Source organism: Vibrio sp. TRT 1302, from assembly GCF_050113875.1.
Classification (GTDB): Bacteria; Pseudomonadota; Gammaproteobacteria; order Enterobacterales; family Vibrionaceae; genus Vibrio.
This window is the reverse complement of the sequence record NZ_JBNJOF010000003.1, coordinates 277,891-296,431: the sequence shown is the minus strand read 5'-3', so window position 1 is coordinate 296,431 and position 18,541 is coordinate 277,891. Positions and strand designations below refer to the sequence as shown.

Here is an 18,541-nt window from a genome sequence, read left to right as displayed (position 1 = left end):
GCTCCTTAGCGATCTTTCGGGTCGAGGGCATCACGAAGCCCGTCACCAATAAAGTTAAAGCAGAACAGAGTCGCGACGAGGAAGATTGAGGGAAATACCAATTGCCATAGTGCGACATCAATGGTCTTAGCCCCTTCGGCAATCAGAATGCCCCAACTGGTATCAGGTGGCTGAACGCCGAGCCCTAAGAAGCTCAGGAACGACTCAAACATGATAAAGCCCGGTACCATCAATGATGAATAGACCATCACAATGCCGAGTACGTTTGGGAGGATATGGCGACGAACTATCGTCAATCTCGACACCCCGATGGAGTGTGCCGCTTCGATAAACTCGCGTTTTTTAATGCTGAAGGTGACGCCTCTGACGACTCGGGCGATACCGAGCCAAGAAACCATACCGATGACAATAAAAATCAGATAGATATTGTTGCCAAACAGAGTAACAAACAGAATCACTAGGAACATAAATGGCACCGAATCGAGCACCTCGATAATCCGCATCATGGTGCTATCGACCATGCCGCCAAGGTAGCCAGATATCGCGCCCCACGCCGTACCAATCACAACGGCGACTAATGCCCCCATAAATCCAACCATGATTGATAGTCTGCCGCCTTGCATCGTGCGAGCGAAAATATCCTGACCAAGATCATCGGTGCCAAAGTAGTGACCAGATTCGATTGATGGCTTACCGAGTTCGTAGGGATCGGCAACCACATTCCAGTCAATTTCATCGTGACCAAAAGCGGCCAACTGGGGGCCAAAGGCGATGCACAAGACGATAAAAAAGAGCACATTGATGGACGTCATCGCCGCGCGGTTCTTTCGAAATCGTGTCCAAGCATCTTGCCAAAGGCTACGGCCTTCGACGGCTTCAACGTGGGAGCTCATTTGGTCTGCCAGCTCCTTGGCATCAATGCGTTTGGTTAACATTCGTTACCTCCTAGACACGAATGCGTGGGTCGATAATGGTGTATAGAACATCGACCACCAAGTTAAAGAAGATGGTGAGTGATGCGACAATCAGCGTAATCCCCATCACTAATCCATAGTCTCGGTTGAGTGCACCAGAGACGAAATGCTGACCCATTCCCCCAGTACTGAAGAAGATGTCGATAATCACTGAGCCAGTCACTACCGCGACAAAGCTAGGGCCAAGCATAGCGATGATCGGGATCAGAGAAGGGCGCATCGCGTGATGAATCAGGATATAACGGGTGGATAATCCTTTGGCTTTAGCCGTGCGGATATAGGGTTGATTCAGTGTTTCAATCATTGCGCCACGCATGACCCTCGCAATACTGGCAACGGAGCCAATCGCTAAACTCAGCACGGGCAACACAAGGAATGAGAGTTGCCCCCCTTCCCATCCACCGGCCGGTAGCCAGCCAAGATGAACAGAAAATAGCGTCACCAATATAGGCGCGAGAACAAAAGCAGGAATGACCACCCCCGTCATTGAAAGTGACATCAAAAGATAGTCGAGCTTGCCGTTTCTGTTTAGCGCGGCAATGGTGCCGAGCAGCATACCGAGTGGAACGGAAATGGAAAAAGAGATCACGCCGAGTACGGCCGACACCGGCCATGATTGAGCCACAAGTTCGGTGACCGTGAAGTCTTGGTAAACGAAACTAGGGCCTAAGTCGCCCTGAATAAAATTGCCAATATAAATAAAAAACTGAATGATAAATGGTTCATTGAGGTGGAACTTAGCCTCGATATTGGCTCGAACGACCTCTGGCATTGGTCGTTCCATATCGAATGGGCCACCGGGCGCAATATGCATCAACCAAAACGAGACCAGTGCGATGAACAACAGAGTTGGCACTGCGATAAGCAAGCGACGAAGAATATACAACAACATGACGCATCCTTTCGTTAGAAAAAAAGCCCGCCACCTACGAGGACATCGCTAGGTGCGGGCAAACCGTCCCGATTAGTGGGCTCTTACGTAAACATTCTTGCGGTAGTATGAAGACTCAGGGTTAGTACGCTCGTAGCCGCCGACATACTCTTTGATGAGGTATTGGTCATTACCATTGCGGTACATTGGGATAATAGCCATATCCTCGATAAGCAATTTCTCAGCAGCAATGTACTCTTGAGAAGGATCGCTGAGGCTCTTAGATTCTGCCATTAAACGGTCATACTCAGGATTGTTGTATTTTGAATCATTGTATTCACCGGTAGAGACAAAGATATCTAACCAAGTTGACGCTTCGTTGTAGTCTGCCGTCCAGCCACCGCGGCTGACGTTGCCAGGATCTTTCAGCGCATAGAAGACTTTTGGCTCGAGTTGCTTGATTTCGACTTGAGCGCCGAGTTTACTTTTCCACATCCCGACCATCGCGGTTGCCATCTTAACGTCATTGGAGAAGGTAGGGATGGTAAAGGTCAGTTTGAGAGGATTGCTGCTGTCGTAACCTGCTTCTTTTAGCAAGGCCTTCGCTTTTGCATCACGTTGCGATTGATTCCACGTTGCATATTCTGGAGTGTGGGTTTTGAAACCATCGGTCTGTGGTGGAACCAAAGTAAACATTGGAATGCCACCGTTTTTTACGATCGCCTTAGTGATGATGTTGCGATCAATGGCGTAAGAGAGCGCCTGACGTACGCGAAGATCTTTGGTTGGTCCACTCTCAGTATTTAGATAGTAGAAGGTGGAACCCAATGACGCGCTGGTGTCTGCCACTTGCTCAGGAAACTGTTTAAGCAGCTTGTTCTTTTGCGCCGCGGGAATCGATAGAGCTTGATCGATTTCCCCTGCCAGATAGCGATTTAGCGCCACGTTGGCATCGCCAATCGGTAGCCAAGTAATCTGTTTTAAAACGACATTGTCTGCGTCCCAGTACTTATCGTTTTTCACCATCACCATTTTCTCGTTTACCTTCCAGTTAGACACAGTGAAGGCTCCGTTGGTGACGATGTTTTGCGGTTGTGTCCAAGCGCTGCCATATTTCTCGACCGTGGCTTGGTGCACAGGCGCAAGCACAGGATGGCTGAGCAGCTTAATAAAGAAAGGTACAGGTTTTTCGAGCGTGACTTCGAAGGTGTAATCATCAACAGCACGTACGCCAAGAGTGTCAGCAGAGGCTTCACCCTTCATAATTTTGTTCGAGTTTTTGATACCAGGGATGGCGGCAAACCAAGCGTATGGAGAGGCGGTTTCTGGATCGATAAGGCGTTTCCAGCTGTAAACAAAATCGTGCGCGGTGAGTGGATCGCCATTCGACCACTGAGACTGACGTAGGTTGAAGGTGTAAACCGTGTTGTTTTCGTTGGCCTGCCAGCTCATCGCAATTCCTGGAATGGTTTTGCCCTGTTTATCTTGGATTGTTAGACCTTCAAACAGATCGCGACCTAGGTTGAATGCTGGCTCAGCAGCTTGCTTGGCTGGGTCAATGGAGGTGACTTCAGCACCGTTGTTCAAAACGATCTCTTGTTTGTCTGCCAATTGAGTGCCGGCAGGGTAGGGCTTGGCTAAAGAGTGACCGGCAAATAATGCCGCAGCGATGGTACTCAGTGCGATTAGTTTTTTTGCTTTCATAGCGTCCTCATTATGTCCTTATCGGAGTGACCCGTTGGTGTCAGAGAGTTAGCCCGCAAACGGCATGGGGACAACCCCATCATGACCAAAGGGATATGAGGAATGTATATTGTATAAAATTATCCAACAAACATTAATTAACATGATTGTAACAAGGTGGCAGATTCAGAGACTGGCGGTCTTAAAATTTGAGACTGTACAAAATCTAACCATCAAGCTTGGTGGGAATTGGTGATAGATCACAGCATCAAATTGTAGGCTGTGATGCTGGCTAGCGGCGGAAGCGGGCAGAGACCTCTTTCAGCAGCTCTCCACTGATTTCGGGTAAGCCATCAGAAAAGAAAATCTGCTCCCCTGGAGTATTTCGCATCAGTACGTTGGTTAACTCACCAGTGCCTGTAGCGCAGTTCGCGGCGTGCATTTCACCTATCTTTTGATCGACGTCCTGTTCAAGCTGTAAACGCTGTTCCGTGGTTAAGCGCACACGAGCCTGACACACCTGAGATAGGGTCTCATGTGCCATAGACACCCGTTCAAAACGTCGTTTAAACAACGTGTCGAGAGCCGTTCCTTCTTCCATGATAAAGCGGCGACCTGATCGATAAAAAATCTTGTCGCCAAGGTTTTCGATATAACCGAGAACTTCAGCAATGCTGAGATAGAACCGCACACTTGAATCGGACAACTGATAGTCCTCGGCGATCTCCTGTGGTGTCTTATTGCATGAGGTGATCAGGTAGATAAAATCTAGCAGATAGGGATATTCGACAAAGAGCGCGTTTTGTTCATCAGACAAAAACTGCTCATTGTCACGTTGGATCTGAATCGCTATTGCAGACAGCTCTTGCAGGTCCGTATTGAGATGGGTGGTGTAGAGCAATATTTTATCAAGGCCGAGAGACGGGTTATGCAGGTGTCGCTTTATGGTCGATAGCGGGATGCCGGTTTTGTCCGACAACGCGCTATAGCATAAACCTTCATCTTTTATTTTTTGCCGAATAGCGGCAAGCAGAAACTCTGGCCCTAGATGCATTGCGTTTGTTTGCCTTATTGAGAGCTATTGCGTTCTAAAAGCAGATCTCGGATAGCCGCTCCCGCTTCAAGAATGTGCTTTTTAAGCATGTATTTAGCACCATCAATATCTCGGTTTTGGCACATTTCGACCAACGCTTTGTGCTCGTTATCAGCTTTGGCTGTCCCCTCTGTAAACAATAGCTGCATGCGAATATAGCGGTCGCACTTAGTGTTGAGGTTGTAAATGACATCCATGGTTTCTGGCATATTTGCCGGCGCATAGAGTGCCTTGTGCAACTCATAGTTGTAGTTGCTCCATTCTTCAACCTGATCGCCACGGGTAACCATGTCATCAAAGCGTTCGCGAATCTCATTCGCGCGAGCGAGATCTTCATCGGTCATGTTTTGAATAGCGCGTTCTAAAATATGGCACTCGACCACCGCTCTAAGCTCAAAAAGTTCATCAATTTTATCTGGTGATAGCTCTGTAACGGTTGCCCCTTTGTGCGCTTCAAAGCTGACTAAGCCCTGAGCTTCTAGCTGCATCAGTGCTTCGCGGACAGGAATTCGACTGACATTAAATTCTTTAGCCAGCGCATCTTGGCGCAGTGGCTGACCAGTTTTCAATTCGCCTTTAAGGATTTTAGTGCGGATAGCTTCTTCCACTAACTGGGTTCGCGTTTTAAAAACAGGTTTTTGCGACATCCGAGTCTCCAATCTTTCACTTTCAATATTTTATTCAATATACCATTTGCGCGAAGCAAAGCGACTTTCGACGCGCATAACGGCGCTTTTTTGGGGGATGGGTCAACAGTTGGCGGATCCTGCTGTGAGCTTTGTTCACAGAATAAGCAAGTCATTGGGGATATAACCTCTTAATTGATAAGGATAATGACTGGCGTGTTCTCGCAATAACGAACAATGGTTATTGGCTGATTTAAGCGTGGTAAGATGCCTTTATTCAATTCAAGACAAACAATGAGAAAATAGTGATGTCATCTCTAAAACCACTGCTGAATGAAGTTATGCTGGCTTTTCAAGTTATTCCAAGAGTTAAAGAAGGTAACAACTTTGAAGTTGTTGATAAGGCGATTGCAGTCGTCAAAGCGTCAGGTGTGCCTTTTCAAGTGAGTGCAATGGAAACCACCATGAAAGGTGAGCTCAATAGGTTGCTAGAGATCGTCAAAGATGCTCAGCAAGCTTGCTATGACGCAGGTGCGGTTGAAGTTATCACCAACATAAAGATTCACAGTAAAACAGAGGCGGCGACCGATACGTTTTGCACTTACGATCGCGGAGTAACCAAAGCCAACCATATGTTTGTCGAAAATTGATTGTTAGACCGTCAAGGCAAATCTAGCTCTCATTAATCGGCAGCTTAGACGGTCAATCTGGTCGCTAATCAACGTAATCGGGCGTACTAAGATAGGTACCGCACACCTTACATTTGTAGTCGCCCGTAGCTTCGCCTTCCATCAGTGACTGGGCGATAGCCGCAAAGAAACCAGAGATAAAGCCCCTAACCTCGGTATCGGGCTCAGCCTTTGAAAAATTGTGATACCGATGGACAGTGACTTCCTTGCAGTTGCAACAGAAGGCTTTTGTCTCTTTCTCACCGTATGCGTAAACCAAGCTATTTCTCCTTCAACCCTTCTCAAAGCCACGACAATGGCTATCTAATCAATGATAGTGGATGGTTTCCGCATTATAGCGAATTTAGCTGTCAACTCACTGAACAACATACAATTATTTTTCATTAAGCTTTAAATTTCTCCCCGATTTATAAAGCCCCTAATTCTAGTAGGTGGTCTGTTTGAGCATAAGCCGATACACTGTTACAAACTAATCCAACAAGGAAAGTCGAAATGATTGAAAAAGGTCAGGCACTGCCATCAGCAACGCTTAGTGAGCTAAATGAACAAGGTATGGTTACGCACAATACTGATGAACTGTTTGCCAATAAACGTGTTGTTTTGTTTGCGGTACCAGGAGCATTTACGCCAACTTGCTCAGAGTCTCACCTACCTGGTTATGTTGTTTTGGCGGATGAGATAAAGGCGGCGGGAGTCGATATTATCGCTTGTGTTTCGGTAAACGATGCATTTGTAATGAATGCGTGGGGCGAGGCGCAAAATGCTTCAGAGATCATGATGTTAGGTGATGGTGATGCGAGCTTTACTAAAGCGCTTGGTCTAGAAATGGATACAGCGGGATTCGGTGGTGTGCGTTCGAAGCGTTATTCTATGTTGATTGACAACGGTATCGTCACTGAACTTAATGTTGAACAGCCTAAGCAGTTTGAAGTGAGCACGGCAGAGGTCATGCTAGCTGCGCTTAAATAACTAGCTTTATCGGATATTAGCTACACAAAACGCAAAGCCGACCTAAAGTTACTTAGGTCGGCTTTTTGTTATTAGCGTTATAGTTAGTTGGTGATCAACTAAAATGCAACGGACTGGTGCTTACAGCGGTATATGTCGGCGGACACTGAGGTCGGCTTGGCGCCATCAGAGGCGATAATATTGGTGATATGGTATCGATTACCGCCGCGCATAAAGACTTCGTTGGCTAATTCTGTGTAAAGTCCTTCAGGATTTGTCTCTTCAACAATGTGGCTACCAATCACTTTGCATGTTGAATTCTCAATTTCAGCAAATGCGATTGGTTTAACTTCGTGAGCTCCAGGCAATAAGCTAACAATACCCGCTGGCTTGGTGTTGTATGTGGTAGTGCCACAGCTATATATCTCAGCAACAACACTGCTCGGACGTCCACGACTTGTATCAAGTACTTCTGCGATACGATATCGGTTACCACCTGACATGTGAGTTTGGTTCTTCAAGACGGGTGTAACATTATTTGGATGAGCGTCTTCAAGCGTGTAAGTATCAATCATCTCACAGTCGAGATTGTGGATAGCAACTTCAGAGATTGGGCTAATTGATTTTGCCGCTGGGATGACGGCGACTTTGCGCGTAACACAACCACTAACAGCAAAGGCAGAAAGGATTAATAGGAGAGCTTTATTCATATGCAACTAATGACAAAAGGCAGGATGATAAGCTAGCTGTATCTCACTGAAAAACAATAATTTTTTATCGTTATGATAATGATTTTAGTGACTTGGATAAGGATTATTCTAAATAAAGAGCGTCAACATCTGGTGTTGACGCCTAGAACACTGTTAAGAGCTGCTTTCTTGGTCGGTTTCGGAATTGACGTTTTTAAGGAGTGGGCCAGCGCATTCAACAAAAGCACTGATATCAAAGTTCTCAGGTGTATCTGTCCCACCGGTGACGCCAAAGCTTCCAGTAACAACGGGTTCTGACTTGGTTTTATCCACGTTAAATGTGATATCGACAGTGTACTCATACCCATCCGGAAGCAGCTTAGTACACTCCTCCAATGTTGCAGCGGAAACACCTAAACTTGTACTCAACAAGCCAATCAACAATAAGCTCTTTTTCATTTTAACCTTCAAAATATCTAACAATACTGAGCGCGAAAATTTGAGTCATAAACGCCTTAAAAGTTCAACAAACTAATCCAGAGTCGGTATCTCACTAAGATGAGTGCGGCTTGATAGGCTTTGATTACGTTCAATATGCTGTTTAATCTGGTTGCTAATTAAGAATAAACAACCACTCAGAACAATCAGCTCGCCCACATGAGCAAAAAACGAGATTGAACTACTCACTAAGCCACGATCAATAAATGGCAAAACGACTTCAGCCGCAACGGCCAATGACATCGTGGTGTAACCGAGCAGTCTTTGCCAACCTTTGAGCATTTCGGACAACTGATGAAAAGCCAACAAGTAGAAGACAGAAAAAATCGGTAATATGAACCAGGTGATGACTTCTAATGAATTGATTAGCAAGAGCTCCTCCCCTCCTGTTACCCCAATAAGGATTGGCAGTACAAAATTAAGCAACGAGTAAGTAATCGGGTAAAGGACGATACCCAACCCTAATAGTTTGGACGCTCTCACAACTCTATTTTCCACTTGTACACCTTAATCAAGTTTTAGATTTTATCGATAGTGACTGAACTAAAATCAAACACGCCAATTATCGGTCTTATTGGCAGATTTGCTTGTAGAGTGGAATAGTATCACAGCAGATTAAGAAACTAGTGGCATTTTAAAGACATCTGTTGCTAATAAGTTCTTAAAATTCAATGTGGTTTGGGTTAGGACAAAATAGACGAAAACCAACCTGTAATGAGGTTGGTTTTGTCGCTGGCTTTTTAGGCAGACTGGCCATCAATACTGCGGCGAACATTGAGTGGGTTGGCGGTTTTCAATGCGTCTGGCAGCAAGGCTTCAGGGACAGACTGGTAAGCCACTGGTCTCAACCAGCGTTTGATAGCTTCCGCACCGACAGAGGTACTTGCCGGCATAGTAGAGGCGGGGTAAGGGCCGCCATGCACCATGGCATAACTGACTTCAACACCAGTTGGCCAGCCATTAAATACGATACGACCTGCAATCTCTTCAAGTTCGCAGATTAGGCGTCCGGCGCTGTGATAGTCTTCCTTTTCGGCGTGAATCGTGGCCGTCAGGCTACCGTCCAGAGATTGACTTAACTCAAGCATGTCTTGTTCGTCATCACACACCACGACGATAGATTGTGGGCCAAAAATCTCTTCTTGCCATTGTGGGTTATTACGCCAGTCGAGGCTGGTGGTCTCAAACAAGATCGCAGGAACGCCTTGTTCTGGGGAAGATTGGGTGTGGGTTAGGCCTTTTTGCAAAGCACGTTTTTCGCTTTGCTCGAGATAGTTTTGCTTGATGCCACAAGTGAGCATAGTTTGGCCTTGCTGACTGGCAATACCTTGGCGTACTAGCTGCATGAACTGTTCAGTCGCTTCGCCTTTTGTCACAAATACCACGGCTGGTTTGGTACAGAACTGACCGCAGCCCATATTCATTGAGAGCAAGTACTCTTCCGCGAGTGACTGGCTGTGCATTGCCATACGGTTTGACAGGATAAATACAGGATTCGAAGCGCCAAGTTCGCCATAAAAGGGAATAGGTTCAGGACGACTTTGAGCGAGATCAAAAAGGGCACGACCACCATGGATTGATCCGGTAAAACCGACAGCTTTAATCGCGGGATGAACCACGACCGACTGACCCAATTCATGAGTTGTGCCTTGCAGCAGGGTAAAAATAGCTTGTGGCATCGAAAGGGAGTCTAGTGCCTTAGCAATACAACTAGCCACGATTTGACTGGTGCCTGGATGGGCAGGGTGGCCTTTAACAATCACTGGGCAACCAGCGGCAAGTGCAGAGGCGGTATCTCCGCCGGCGGTAGAAAATGCCAGTGGAAAGTTTGATGCGCCAAATACAGCCACCGGGCCTATAGCGATGTTTTGGCGACGAATATCCGCTTTTGGCACAGGCTCACGATTTGGGTTCGCACTATCGAAGATCGCCTCTTGCCATAGACCACCTTCCACTACGTCAGCGAACAGACGTAGTTGTGCGGTTGTTCGGCTTAACTCGCCGTTAAGTCTTGCCAGCGGGAGGGCTGACTCAAGATTCGCACGTTCAACAATCGCGTCACGTTGCGCTTCTAAGCAGTCTGCGATTGTTTGCAGTAACTGGCTGCGCTGGGCTGGAGTGGTTTGGCGATAGCTTTTAGCGATCTCTTGGGCTGCTTTCGCTGCACAATCAACATCCTGATGGGTGTGTTGTGGAAAAACACCGGCGAGAGGCTGCTCTGTCGCTGGGTTAAGTGCCGAAAAAGTGGCAAGTGTACTCATAACATAATCCTAATTTTGTCGATGAAACATTCCATCGTTTATTTCAGTTCAAATCCGTAGGCATATGGGTCTTGGTCATCCACCCAAATCGTGTTGTGACCCGTTACCTGAGCCCAACCTTCAATACTTGGTAGAATCGCAACTCGACCGTTGACTTCAGTGATACCTTCAATGCGGCCGGTGAACAGGCTACCGATGATACTTTCATGTATGAAATCCTCGCCCTGCTTCAATTTACCTCGCGCGTGCCACTGAGCCATACGTGCGCTGGTCCCCGTTCCGCAAGGAGAGCGATCAAGGGCTTTTTCACCATAGAAAACGGCATTTTTAGCGGTTGATTCAGGGTGAGTCGGGGTGCCAGTCCAGAGAACATGGGAGACGCCGCAGACCGTTGGATCGTCTGGGTGGATGCATTCCACTGCTTGTGAAACGGCTTTACGTACTTTAGGACTTAGCATCAGGATCTCGTCAGAGGTGTAGTGCTCAAGTCCACGATAGTTTTCCTGAGGATCGACGATCACGTAGTAGTTTCCGCCGTAACAAACATCGACAGTGATCTCGCCCATTCCTTCCACTTCCACGGTGACGTCTTGGTGGGCTAGGTAAGCGGGAACATTAAAGATCTTCACTGATGTGACTTTCTCTCCGTCACGTTGATAGTGGACTTCGATTTGACCCGCAGGCACATCCAAGATCAGACGTCCTTCGACTCGAGGTGTAATTAAGCGGTGTTCAAGCGCTGAGGTCACGGTTCCAATCGTACCGTGGCCACACATTGGCAGGCAGCCACTGGTTTCAATGAATAGGATTGAAGCGTCGGCATTCTCGCTACAAGGAGGAAGAACGACAGAACCCGACATCATAGCGTGGCCCCGTGGCTCAAACATCAGTGCCTGACGGATCCAGTCATAGTTCTTGAGGAAAAACTGACGTTTCTCACTCATTGTTTTGCCCTCAAGTGGCGGAACTCCCCCTGCCACCAAGCGCACTGGGTTGCCGCAGGTATGGGCATCGATACAAAAGAAGGTTCCCTGTCTCATTTCTCGCTCCTTGAATAAGAAATTAGTTGAAGTGATGGGATTGGATGTTATCGTGATGTTAAGTATATTTTATACAATTTTGTTTTTGAAACGTGATAAGGAGCAAAATAAATGGTGAGCAATAAATCATCGCAAGGACAAAAAATCGCCGTAGTAGGCGGTGGGATTATTGGTTTGTGTATTGCACTTAAACTGCAACTTGAGGGGGCAGCTGTCACCATTTTTGATAAGCGAGGGATTGGCGAAGGATGCTCAAAAGGCAATGCTGGACACTTTGCCACTGAGCAAGTTTTCCCGCTGGCGACCCCCGCGCTTTTGCCTCAAATTCCCAAGATGTTGCTCTCATCAACGAGTCCGGTCTCGATCCGCTTTCAGGATATTCATAAGACCTCTCCTTGGATGATTCGATTCCTATTAAAAGCAAGAAAACAGCCGACTGAACACGCGACGCGAGCACTGACTAGTCTCAATGAAGTGGCTATGGAAAGCTGGTTTAAGCTGCTAGATCAGGTAGGTCTAAAACACTTGGTTGTGATGAATGGTTCGTTGCTCACGTTTGAAAGTGAAGCCCTGTTTAACAGTTACACCTCAACAGTTAAAGCGCTCGAAAAACAAGGGGTGAAGTGTGACATATGGGATAAAAACATGATTCAGGCCAAAGTGCCGAACTTGTCCGAATCCGTCAATTATGGGGTTTTCTTTCCCGATACAGGACATAGCTTAAACCCTTATAAATTGTGCCTTGAGCTGGGTTTTGTGTTTTCTCGGTCTGGTGGGCGTTGGGTGAAAGAGCAAGTTGAGGATGCGTTTTTTGATGGTGAGTTAGGGGTCGTGTTAACTGAAAGTGAAAGCCACTCTTTCGACAAAGTCGTGATTGCAACAGGCGCGGAATCAACCCCATTAGTTAAGAAACTGACGGGTGTCAAAGTGCCTCTCCAAGCTGAGCGAGGCTATCATCTGATGGTGCCAAAATTGAAAAATCTTTTGCCATTCCCCGTCAGCTCTGCGGACAGAAAATTCATCATGACTCCCATGGATGAGGGCTTGCGTTTAGCGGGTACCGTTGAGTATGCCAGCTTAGATGCACCACCAAATATGAAGCGTGCAAGTATGTTAAAGGACCTTGCCAAGGGGTTACTCAAATCAGAAGGTGAGCTGGATGAGTGTGGTGAAAAATGGGTGGGGAATCGTCCTTCACTACCGGATTCATTGCCTGTTATCGATAGCCGAGAGGGGGGCAAAATATTACTGGCATTTGGGCATCAGCATTTAGGGTTAACTCAGGCAGCCATCACTGCTGAACTGATCTGCGAGTTAAATAATGCGAGTCAAACATCGCTCGATATTTCACCATTTGCGCTGAGTCGCTTTTGCTAAAAATTTTTAAAATTAAATATTGTATAAAATATACATGCGTATTATGTTAATAAAAAGTTAATCAAAGAGTTTCAGTTTTGATGCCTAACAGCAGTATTGAGGCGTCCACAGATTTCGGGGCATGACCCCGATGTGACAACAATAAGGAGCAAAAATCATGTCAAGAAAGACAATGACACCACTAGCACTTTTGGTTTCTGGAATGCTGTTAGGAACAATCAATACTGCCAATGCTGGCGATAAACTAACGGTCGTCTCATGGGGAGGAGCGTTTACTAAGAGTCAAGTTGAGGCATACCATAAACCTTACACGGCAAAAACAGGTGTCGAGTTAGTGTCTGAAGACTTTAGTGGTGGCCTAGCTGAAATCAAGGCTCAGGTTGAAGCCAATAATGTCCGTTGGGACTTGGTTTCTCTCGATAAGCCAGACATCGTACGCGGTTGTGCCGAAGGTCTGTTAGAGACGGTCGATCCGAGCATACTACCGGCAGGTGCGGATGGTACACCAGCCTCAGAAGACTTTATTCCGGGTGCCATTCATGAGTGTGCAGTTAACACCATTGTTGTTTCTACAGTGCTGGCAATCAATGAAGATGCGTTCAAAGGTAAGTCTGCACCTTCAAAGCTGACGGATCTGTTTGATCTTGAGAACTACCCTGGTCGTCGTGCGCTACAAAAAATGCCACAGGGCAACCTAGAATGGGCTCTGATCGCTGATGGTGTTAAACCTGAAGATGTCTACAAGACGCTTGAAACAGCGGAAGGCCGAGCACGTGCGTTTGCCAAACTAGATAGCATCAAACCTCAAGTGGTGTGGTGGACTACCGGGGCGCAACCTCCGCAAATGTTAGCAGACAAAGAAGTGACTATGGCTTCGGCATTCAATGGTCGTATCCATAGTGCGACTGAGGAAGAAGGACAGCCGTTCAAAATCATTTGGGATCACCAGTTGGGTTATATGAATGGTTGGGCGATTCCAAAAGGCAGTCCAAATCTTGAGCAGGCGCTTGATTTTATTAAGTTTTCATCAGGTACCCAACCACTTGCAGAACAGGCAAAGTATGTCGCTTATGGCCCAACGCGTAAATCGTCATCCGCGCAGATCAGTCCAAAGATTTTAGCAAGTCTGCCGACAGCGCCAAATAACTTTCAAACCGCCTTTTTGATTGATGATGAATGGTGGTCAGATTACGCCGATGAGCTAAACGAAGAGTTCAACACTTGGCTTCTAAACTAATCAACCACTAGATACGGTTAGGTGTTGATCTGATTCTCCACAGGCAGCACCTAACCTTCAAAAAGGAACAAGCAATGATCAACCTAGATGCGCAGCAAATTGTCGACTGCCTGACGATGCCCGAGTTGATAGAGTCGATGCGTGAGACGTATCAACAACAATCGACGATACCGCAACGTCGAGTGATGCCGCTTGAGGAGAATGGCTACGACGCGTTTGCACTGCTCCCTGCATGGAGCGAAGATCTCATTACCGTCAAGGCGTTTACTTATTTTCCGCAAAATCCTATGCATGGAAAAGACAGCTTAGCATCGAAAATTTTGGCCTTTCGTCGCAGTGACGGAGAGCCATTGGCATTGATGGACGGCAAGGTTTTGACATTTTGGCGCACAGCCGCCGCGTCTGCACTGGCCGCAGACTATCTAGCACGTAAGAACGCGACGCGTCTTTTGATCTGTGGTACGGGTAATTTGGCACCATATATGGCCTATGCTTACGCCGCCGTTCGCCCACTGCAAAAAGTCATGGTCTGGGGTCGTAACGAGGACAAGGCGCGCCAAACGGTCGATACGATCTTGACCAGCCGAGAATATCAATCATTGCCGATTGAGCGTCAGTTTACGGTAGAGATTATTGATGATCTTGATGCTGCGTTGAGCGAGATCGACATTATTACTTGCGTTACTGGATCGGCATCGCCGCTCTTTGATGGAAATAAGATTCGGCCGGGAACACACATCGATTTGATTGGTAATCATGATATCGACAAACGTGAATGTGACAGTATCAGTGTCGAGCGTTCTAGCGTGTTTGTTGATAGCCGCATCAACGTATTAGCTGAAGCAGGGGATCTCCTTATTCCAATCAAGCAAGGCTTGTTCTCCGTCGAGCAGATCCAAGCTGAGTTGAACGAATTGTGTCGTCATCAGCACGGTGGACGACGTCATGAGCAGGAGATAACCCTGTATAAGTCGGTGGGTAGCGCATTGGCTGACCTCGCCGCGGTTAAGTTTGTGTTGACCCAAAAACAAGCCATGTAAATTTCTGGGGGAGCCCTTACTCATTTCGGTTTCGGCCGCTTACTTAAATTGCATACAATATACAAATGGAAGGTAAAAGATGAACGTAGATTGGAAAGGTGTTTACCCAGCAGTCAGTACTCAGTTTCGTGATGATCAAAGCATCGATCTCGATGCGACACAGACCGTCATTGATAACCAAATTAACGACGGCGTAAACGGCATTATCTGTTTAGGTACTGTGGGTGAGAACTGTGCACTTTATCCTGAAGAGAAGCGTCAGGTGCTTGCCGCGGCGCAAGAGGTCGTTGCGGGCCGTGTGCCGCTGATTGCAGGAACGGCCGAGTCAATTACGACTGCGGCTGTCGATTACATGCAGGATGCGAAAAAGATCGGTATCGATGGCTGTATGGTTATGCCAGCCATGGTGTACCGCACATCTGAAAGCGAAACCGTGGAATACTACCGCACACTGGCGCAAGCAACGCCAGACATGCCAATCATGATTTACAACAACCCAGTCGCTTACGGTGTTGACGTTACCCTTGACATGATGGCGCAACTTGCCGAGTACCAAAACATTGTTGCAGTCAAAGAGTCGACCACGGATACACGCCGTATCACGGAACTCTACAACCGTTTCGATGATCGTTTCACCGTGTTCAGTGGTGTCGATGACATTGCTCTTGAGTCTTTAATGTTGGGTGCGACGGGCTGGATCTCTGGTTTGACTAACGCTTTCCCTGCTGAGTCGGTCGCTATTTACAAGCTTGCGAGCCAAGGTCGCTACGCGGAAGCTCTCGAGATTTACCGCTGGTTCTTACCCCTATTGAGATTAGACACGATTCCAACCTTGGTTCAGTGCATCAAACTGGCTGAGCAAGTGTGTGGCCGCGGTAGTGAACAGGTTCGCGCCCCACGTCAAAAGCTTCAAGGTCAAGAACGTGCGCAAGTGATTGCTTTAGTTGAGCATGCCATTGCGACTCGTCCAGATCTCTCTAAATACAAGCTGTAAAAACCGCTATTGGGCAAGGATGCTCCTTGCCCTAAATCTCTCTATGTAAACGGCTTATTTTGGCGTTAAGCCCTTTACCTATATGGATTGCAATCGAATTTATTGTGCATAAGGAATGACAATGGCAGTAAAGAAGGAATACGTTAGCTTTCAGCATGTCCAGAAAACCTATGATGGGGAAAATCTGGTCGTAAAGGACTTTAATCTCGCCATCGAGCCCGGTGAGTTCGTCACCATGCTAGGACCTTCGGGATCGGGTAAGACAACTTGCTTGATGATGTTAGCGGGTTTTGAGACAGCGACGCGCGGTGAAATCTATATTGATGGTACTCCGGTTAATAATCTCGCCCCCCACAAGCGTGATATCGGCATGGTATTTCAAAACTATGCGCTGTTTCCTCATATGACTATTGCGGAGAACCTCGCTTTTCCGCTCAAGGTACGCAAGTTAAACAGTGCTGAGATCGATCAGAAGGTTCAAGCCGCATTGGCGATGGTTGAGTTGGAACATGTTGCGACTCGATACCCTAAACAGTTATCTGGAGGGCAGCAACAGCGTGTTGCATTGGCTAGGGCTCTGGTCTTCGAACCAAAACTGGTTTTGATGGATGAACCTTTAGGCGCTCTGGACAAGCAACTGAGAGAGCAGATGCAGCTTGAGATAAAACGCCTACACGAAAAGTTGGGAATTACGATTTTATATGTCACCCATGACCAAGACGAAGCATTGACTATGTCAGATCGTATCGCGGTGTTTAATAATGGTGCGGTGCAGCAGCTTGCCTCGCCAACCGAGTTGTACGAGTCGCCAAGCAATGCCTTTGTTGCTCAGTTCATTGGTGAAAACAACCAAATTAAAGGCATGGTTTCTGGTTTCGAAGGACAACGTTGCCAAGTCCGAGTGGGTCAACAGTATATCTTGGCAAAAGCCGTTAAAGTGACGCACGCTGGAGAAGCGACACTGCTGTCAATTCGACCTGAGAAAATCATCATTGATCCACAATCACACGAGTGTGACAACATTGTCACAGGTCAACTACGCGAAGTGATTTACCATGGCGACCATCACCGTCTAGTTGTTGGGGTAGCCGATGTGGGCGATTTAGTGGTTAAGGTTCCGAATGATAGCCGCGGAGCAAGAGCCTTTACGCCAGGGCAAGAGTATCATGTTGGCTGGCACAGCGTTGACTGCCACGCGCTTGATTGTGTTTCGTCATCCGCTGAACATGAGGTGGCTGCATGAGTCGTGAACTAACGGGGCTAAGTTCAGTGCTGTCGCTGCAACGAAAAATTGTCCGTTCAGACAAGGGACTCAAGGCGCAACTTAAGCGGGCTGAACGTCAGAAACAGACTCGCTCCATTTTGCTCATCCTTCCTTTGGTCTGTTTTATCTTGGTGACATTTGCTTTCCCTATCGTCGAAATGCTGTACCGCAGTGTAGACAACCACGCCTTGCCCAATGGCTTTCCCAAAACGGCGCAAGCGATCAAACAATGGAATTATCAGGGGGTACCGAGCTTAGAGGTTCAGCAAACCTTTATGGCGGAACTGAAAGAGAGATATCACGACAAGACCTTACCTAAATTGGCAAACCGAATGAACATCGAAGTATCAGGTATGCGCAGTTTGATGATGAAAACAGGGCGTCAGGTCGCGAAGCTAAACGCTCTGCCTGCTTCTATTCAAGATATCGTTAGATTAGACCAACGTTGGAGTGAACAACAATACTGGGCAGCACTGAAAAACCTCAGTTCGCCATATACGTTAAGCTACTACTTGGCCGCTCTTGATCTACGTTATGGTGAAAGCGGAGAGATCACGGCTCAACCAGAAACGAGACAGGTCTATGTAGACTTGTTTGCCAAAACCTTTGGTATGTCGCTGGTGATTACCTTGATCTGTTTGGTCATGGCATATCCCGTTGCTTATCTGCTGGCGAATCTGCCAGATAAACAGGCAAACCTACTCTTGATCGTAGTGTTGCTGCCTTTTTGGACCTCACTGCTGGTGCGAACGACGTCTTGGATTGTGTTATTGCAAAACCAAGGGGTGATAAATGATCTACTGCTTTGGTCTGGCTTGACCTCCGAACGTTTGGCGATGATGCACAATACCTTTGGCACCATTGTCGCTATGGTACATATCTTGTTGCCGTTCATGATTCTGCCACTTTACAGCGTGATGAAGGGGATCAGCCCTACTTACTTTCGTGCCGCCAGATCTTTGGGTGCAACGCCTATGGTCGCTTTTATAAAGGTGTATATGCCGCTGACCATGCCAGGCGTTGGCGCTGGTGCTTTATTAACCTTTATTCTCTCTATTGGCTTTTACATCACTCCGGCGTTAGTCGGTGGGCGCAGCGGTCAGATGATTTCAAATATGATTGCCTACCATATGCAAACCTCGCTGAACTGGGGTATGGCGGCGGCTCTGGGTGGTCTATTGCTCGCGGTGGTCACCGCTCTGTTCTATCTGTTTAACCGTGTTGTTGGAATCAACAATATCAAGGTTGGAGGTTAAT

19 protein-coding genes are annotated in these 18,541 nt (G+C 47.1%); 8 read left to right on the top strand and 11 right to left on the bottom strand.

Annotated elements, in window-relative coordinates; all coding sequences use genetic code 11:
• Positions 1-5 precede the first annotated feature (5 nt).
• From ACQEXP_RS06435 to ACQEXP_RS06415, 5 genes are all read right to left on the bottom strand, one after another.
• Positions 6-935: an ABC transporter permease subunit gene (locus tag ACQEXP_RS06435; protein WP_426968903.1), complete on the bottom strand. Its 930-nt coding sequence runs from the start codon at positions 933-935 to the stop codon at positions 6-8.
• Between the two features lie 10 nt (positions 936-945).
• Positions 946-1,866, bottom strand: coding sequence for an oligopeptide ABC transporter permease OppB (gene oppB / locus ACQEXP_RS06430; protein WP_269375199.1), 921 nt, complete (start codon positions 1,864-1,866; stop codon positions 946-948).
• A 72-nt stretch (positions 1,867-1,938) separates the two neighbouring features.
• Positions 1,939-3,549 (bottom strand): peptide ABC transporter substrate-binding protein, encoded by a 1,611-nt coding sequence (locus tag ACQEXP_RS06425; RefSeq protein ID WP_426968901.1) that lies wholly within the window; start codon positions 3,547-3,549, stop codon positions 1,939-1,941.
• 271 nt (positions 3,550-3,820) lie between these two features.
• Positions 3,821-4,582, bottom strand: coding sequence for a transcriptional regulator (locus tag ACQEXP_RS06420; RefSeq protein WP_269375197.1), 762 nt, complete (start codon positions 4,580-4,582; stop codon positions 3,821-3,823).
• A 14-nt stretch (positions 4,583-4,596) separates the two neighbouring features.
• Positions 4,597-5,268 (bottom strand): GntR family transcriptional regulator, encoded by a 672-nt coding sequence (locus ACQEXP_RS06415; protein ID WP_269375196.1) that lies wholly within the window; start codon positions 5,266-5,268, stop codon positions 4,597-4,599.
• Positions 5,269-5,555: 287 nt separating this feature from the next.
• On the opposite strand from ACQEXP_RS06415, the gene ACQEXP_RS06410 reads away from it, so the two are divergent.
• Positions 5,556-5,897, top strand: coding sequence for a thiamine-binding protein (locus ACQEXP_RS06410; protein WP_419723626.1), 342 nt, complete (start codon positions 5,556-5,558; stop codon positions 5,895-5,897).
• Between the two features lie 64 nt (positions 5,898-5,961).
• Here ACQEXP_RS06410 and ACQEXP_RS06405 read toward each other — a convergent pair whose 3' ends face one another.
• Positions 5,962-6,195 carry a hypothetical protein gene (locus ACQEXP_RS06405; protein ID WP_426968898.1) on the bottom strand — a complete coding sequence of 78 codons (234 nt, stop codon included), beginning with the start codon at positions 6,193-6,195 and terminating at the stop codon, positions 5,962-5,964.
• A 233-nt stretch (positions 6,196-6,428) separates the two neighbouring features.
• Between ACQEXP_RS06405 and ACQEXP_RS06400 the strand changes: the two genes are divergently transcribed.
• Entirely contained in the window at positions 6,429-6,905 is a 477-nt protein-coding gene (locus ACQEXP_RS06400; protein WP_269375194.1) for a peroxiredoxin, read from the top strand.
• A 98-nt stretch (positions 6,906-7,003) separates the two neighbouring features.
• Here the strand turns inward: ACQEXP_RS06400 and ACQEXP_RS06395 are convergent, their stop codons facing one another.
• From ACQEXP_RS06395 to ACQEXP_RS06375, 5 genes are all read right to left on the bottom strand, one after another.
• A complete protein-coding gene (locus ACQEXP_RS06395; protein ID WP_426968896.1) occupies positions 7,004-7,594 on the bottom strand; it encodes a DUF1471 domain-containing protein in 591 nt (196 codons plus the stop codon).
• A 153-nt stretch (positions 7,595-7,747) separates the two neighbouring features.
• A complete protein-coding gene (locus tag ACQEXP_RS06390) occupies positions 7,748-8,032 on the bottom strand; it encodes a hypothetical protein (protein ID WP_426968894.1) in 285 nt (94 codons plus the stop codon).
• 72 nt (positions 8,033-8,104) lie between these two features.
• The gene (locus ACQEXP_RS06385; RefSeq protein ID WP_426968892.1) at positions 8,105-8,569 is read right to left on the bottom strand and encodes a hypothetical protein; all 465 of its coding nucleotides are present in this window, start codon (positions 8,567-8,569) and stop codon (positions 8,105-8,107) included.
• Positions 8,570-8,811: 242 nt separating this feature from the next.
• The gene (locus ACQEXP_RS06380) at positions 8,812-10,332 is read right to left on the bottom strand and encodes an aldehyde dehydrogenase (NADP(+)) (protein ID WP_269375191.1); all 1,521 of its coding nucleotides are present in this window, start codon (positions 10,330-10,332) and stop codon (positions 8,812-8,814) included.
• Between the two features lie 38 nt (positions 10,333-10,370).
• A complete protein-coding gene (locus ACQEXP_RS06375) occupies positions 10,371-11,372 on the bottom strand; it encodes a 4-hydroxyproline epimerase (RefSeq protein ID WP_269375190.1) in 1,002 nt (333 codons plus the stop codon).
• A 111-nt stretch (positions 11,373-11,483) separates the two neighbouring features.
• Here ACQEXP_RS06375 and ACQEXP_RS06370 point away from each other — a divergent pair, with 111 nt between their 5' ends.
• The 6 genes from ACQEXP_RS06370 to ACQEXP_RS06345 all read left to right on the top strand — a co-directional run bounded on the left by ACQEXP_RS06370 (position 11,484) and on the right by ACQEXP_RS06345 (position 18,540).
• Positions 11,484-12,749: an NAD(P)/FAD-dependent oxidoreductase gene (locus ACQEXP_RS06370; RefSeq protein WP_426968890.1), complete on the top strand. Its 1,266-nt coding sequence runs from the start codon at positions 11,484-11,486 to the stop codon at positions 12,747-12,749.
• Between the two features lie 157 nt (positions 12,750-12,906).
• Positions 12,907-13,986 (top strand): polyamine ABC transporter substrate-binding protein, encoded by a 1,080-nt coding sequence (locus ACQEXP_RS06365; protein WP_426968888.1) that lies wholly within the window; start codon positions 12,907-12,909, stop codon positions 13,984-13,986.
• A 74-nt stretch (positions 13,987-14,060) separates the two neighbouring features.
• Positions 14,061-15,026 carry an ornithine cyclodeaminase family protein gene (locus tag ACQEXP_RS06360; RefSeq protein ID WP_426968886.1) on the top strand — a complete coding sequence of 322 codons (966 nt, stop codon included), beginning with the start codon at positions 14,061-14,063 and terminating at the stop codon, positions 15,024-15,026.
• Between the two features lie 79 nt (positions 15,027-15,105).
• On the top strand, positions 15,106-16,020 hold the full coding sequence (locus tag ACQEXP_RS06355; protein WP_269375185.1) for a dihydrodipicolinate synthase family protein: 915 nt from the start codon (positions 15,106-15,108) through the stop codon (positions 16,018-16,020).
• Between the two features lie 121 nt (positions 16,021-16,141).
• Positions 16,142-17,263 (top strand): ABC transporter ATP-binding protein, encoded by a 1,122-nt coding sequence (locus tag ACQEXP_RS06350; RefSeq protein WP_426968884.1) that lies wholly within the window; start codon positions 16,142-16,144, stop codon positions 17,261-17,263.
• Positions 17,260-18,540, top strand: coding sequence for an ABC transporter permease (locus ACQEXP_RS06345; protein ID WP_426968882.1), 1,281 nt, complete (start codon positions 17,260-17,262; stop codon positions 18,538-18,540). The genes ACQEXP_RS06350 and ACQEXP_RS06345 overlap by 4 nt, the downstream gene beginning before the upstream one ends.
• The last annotated feature ends 1 nt before the right edge of the window (position 18,541 follow it).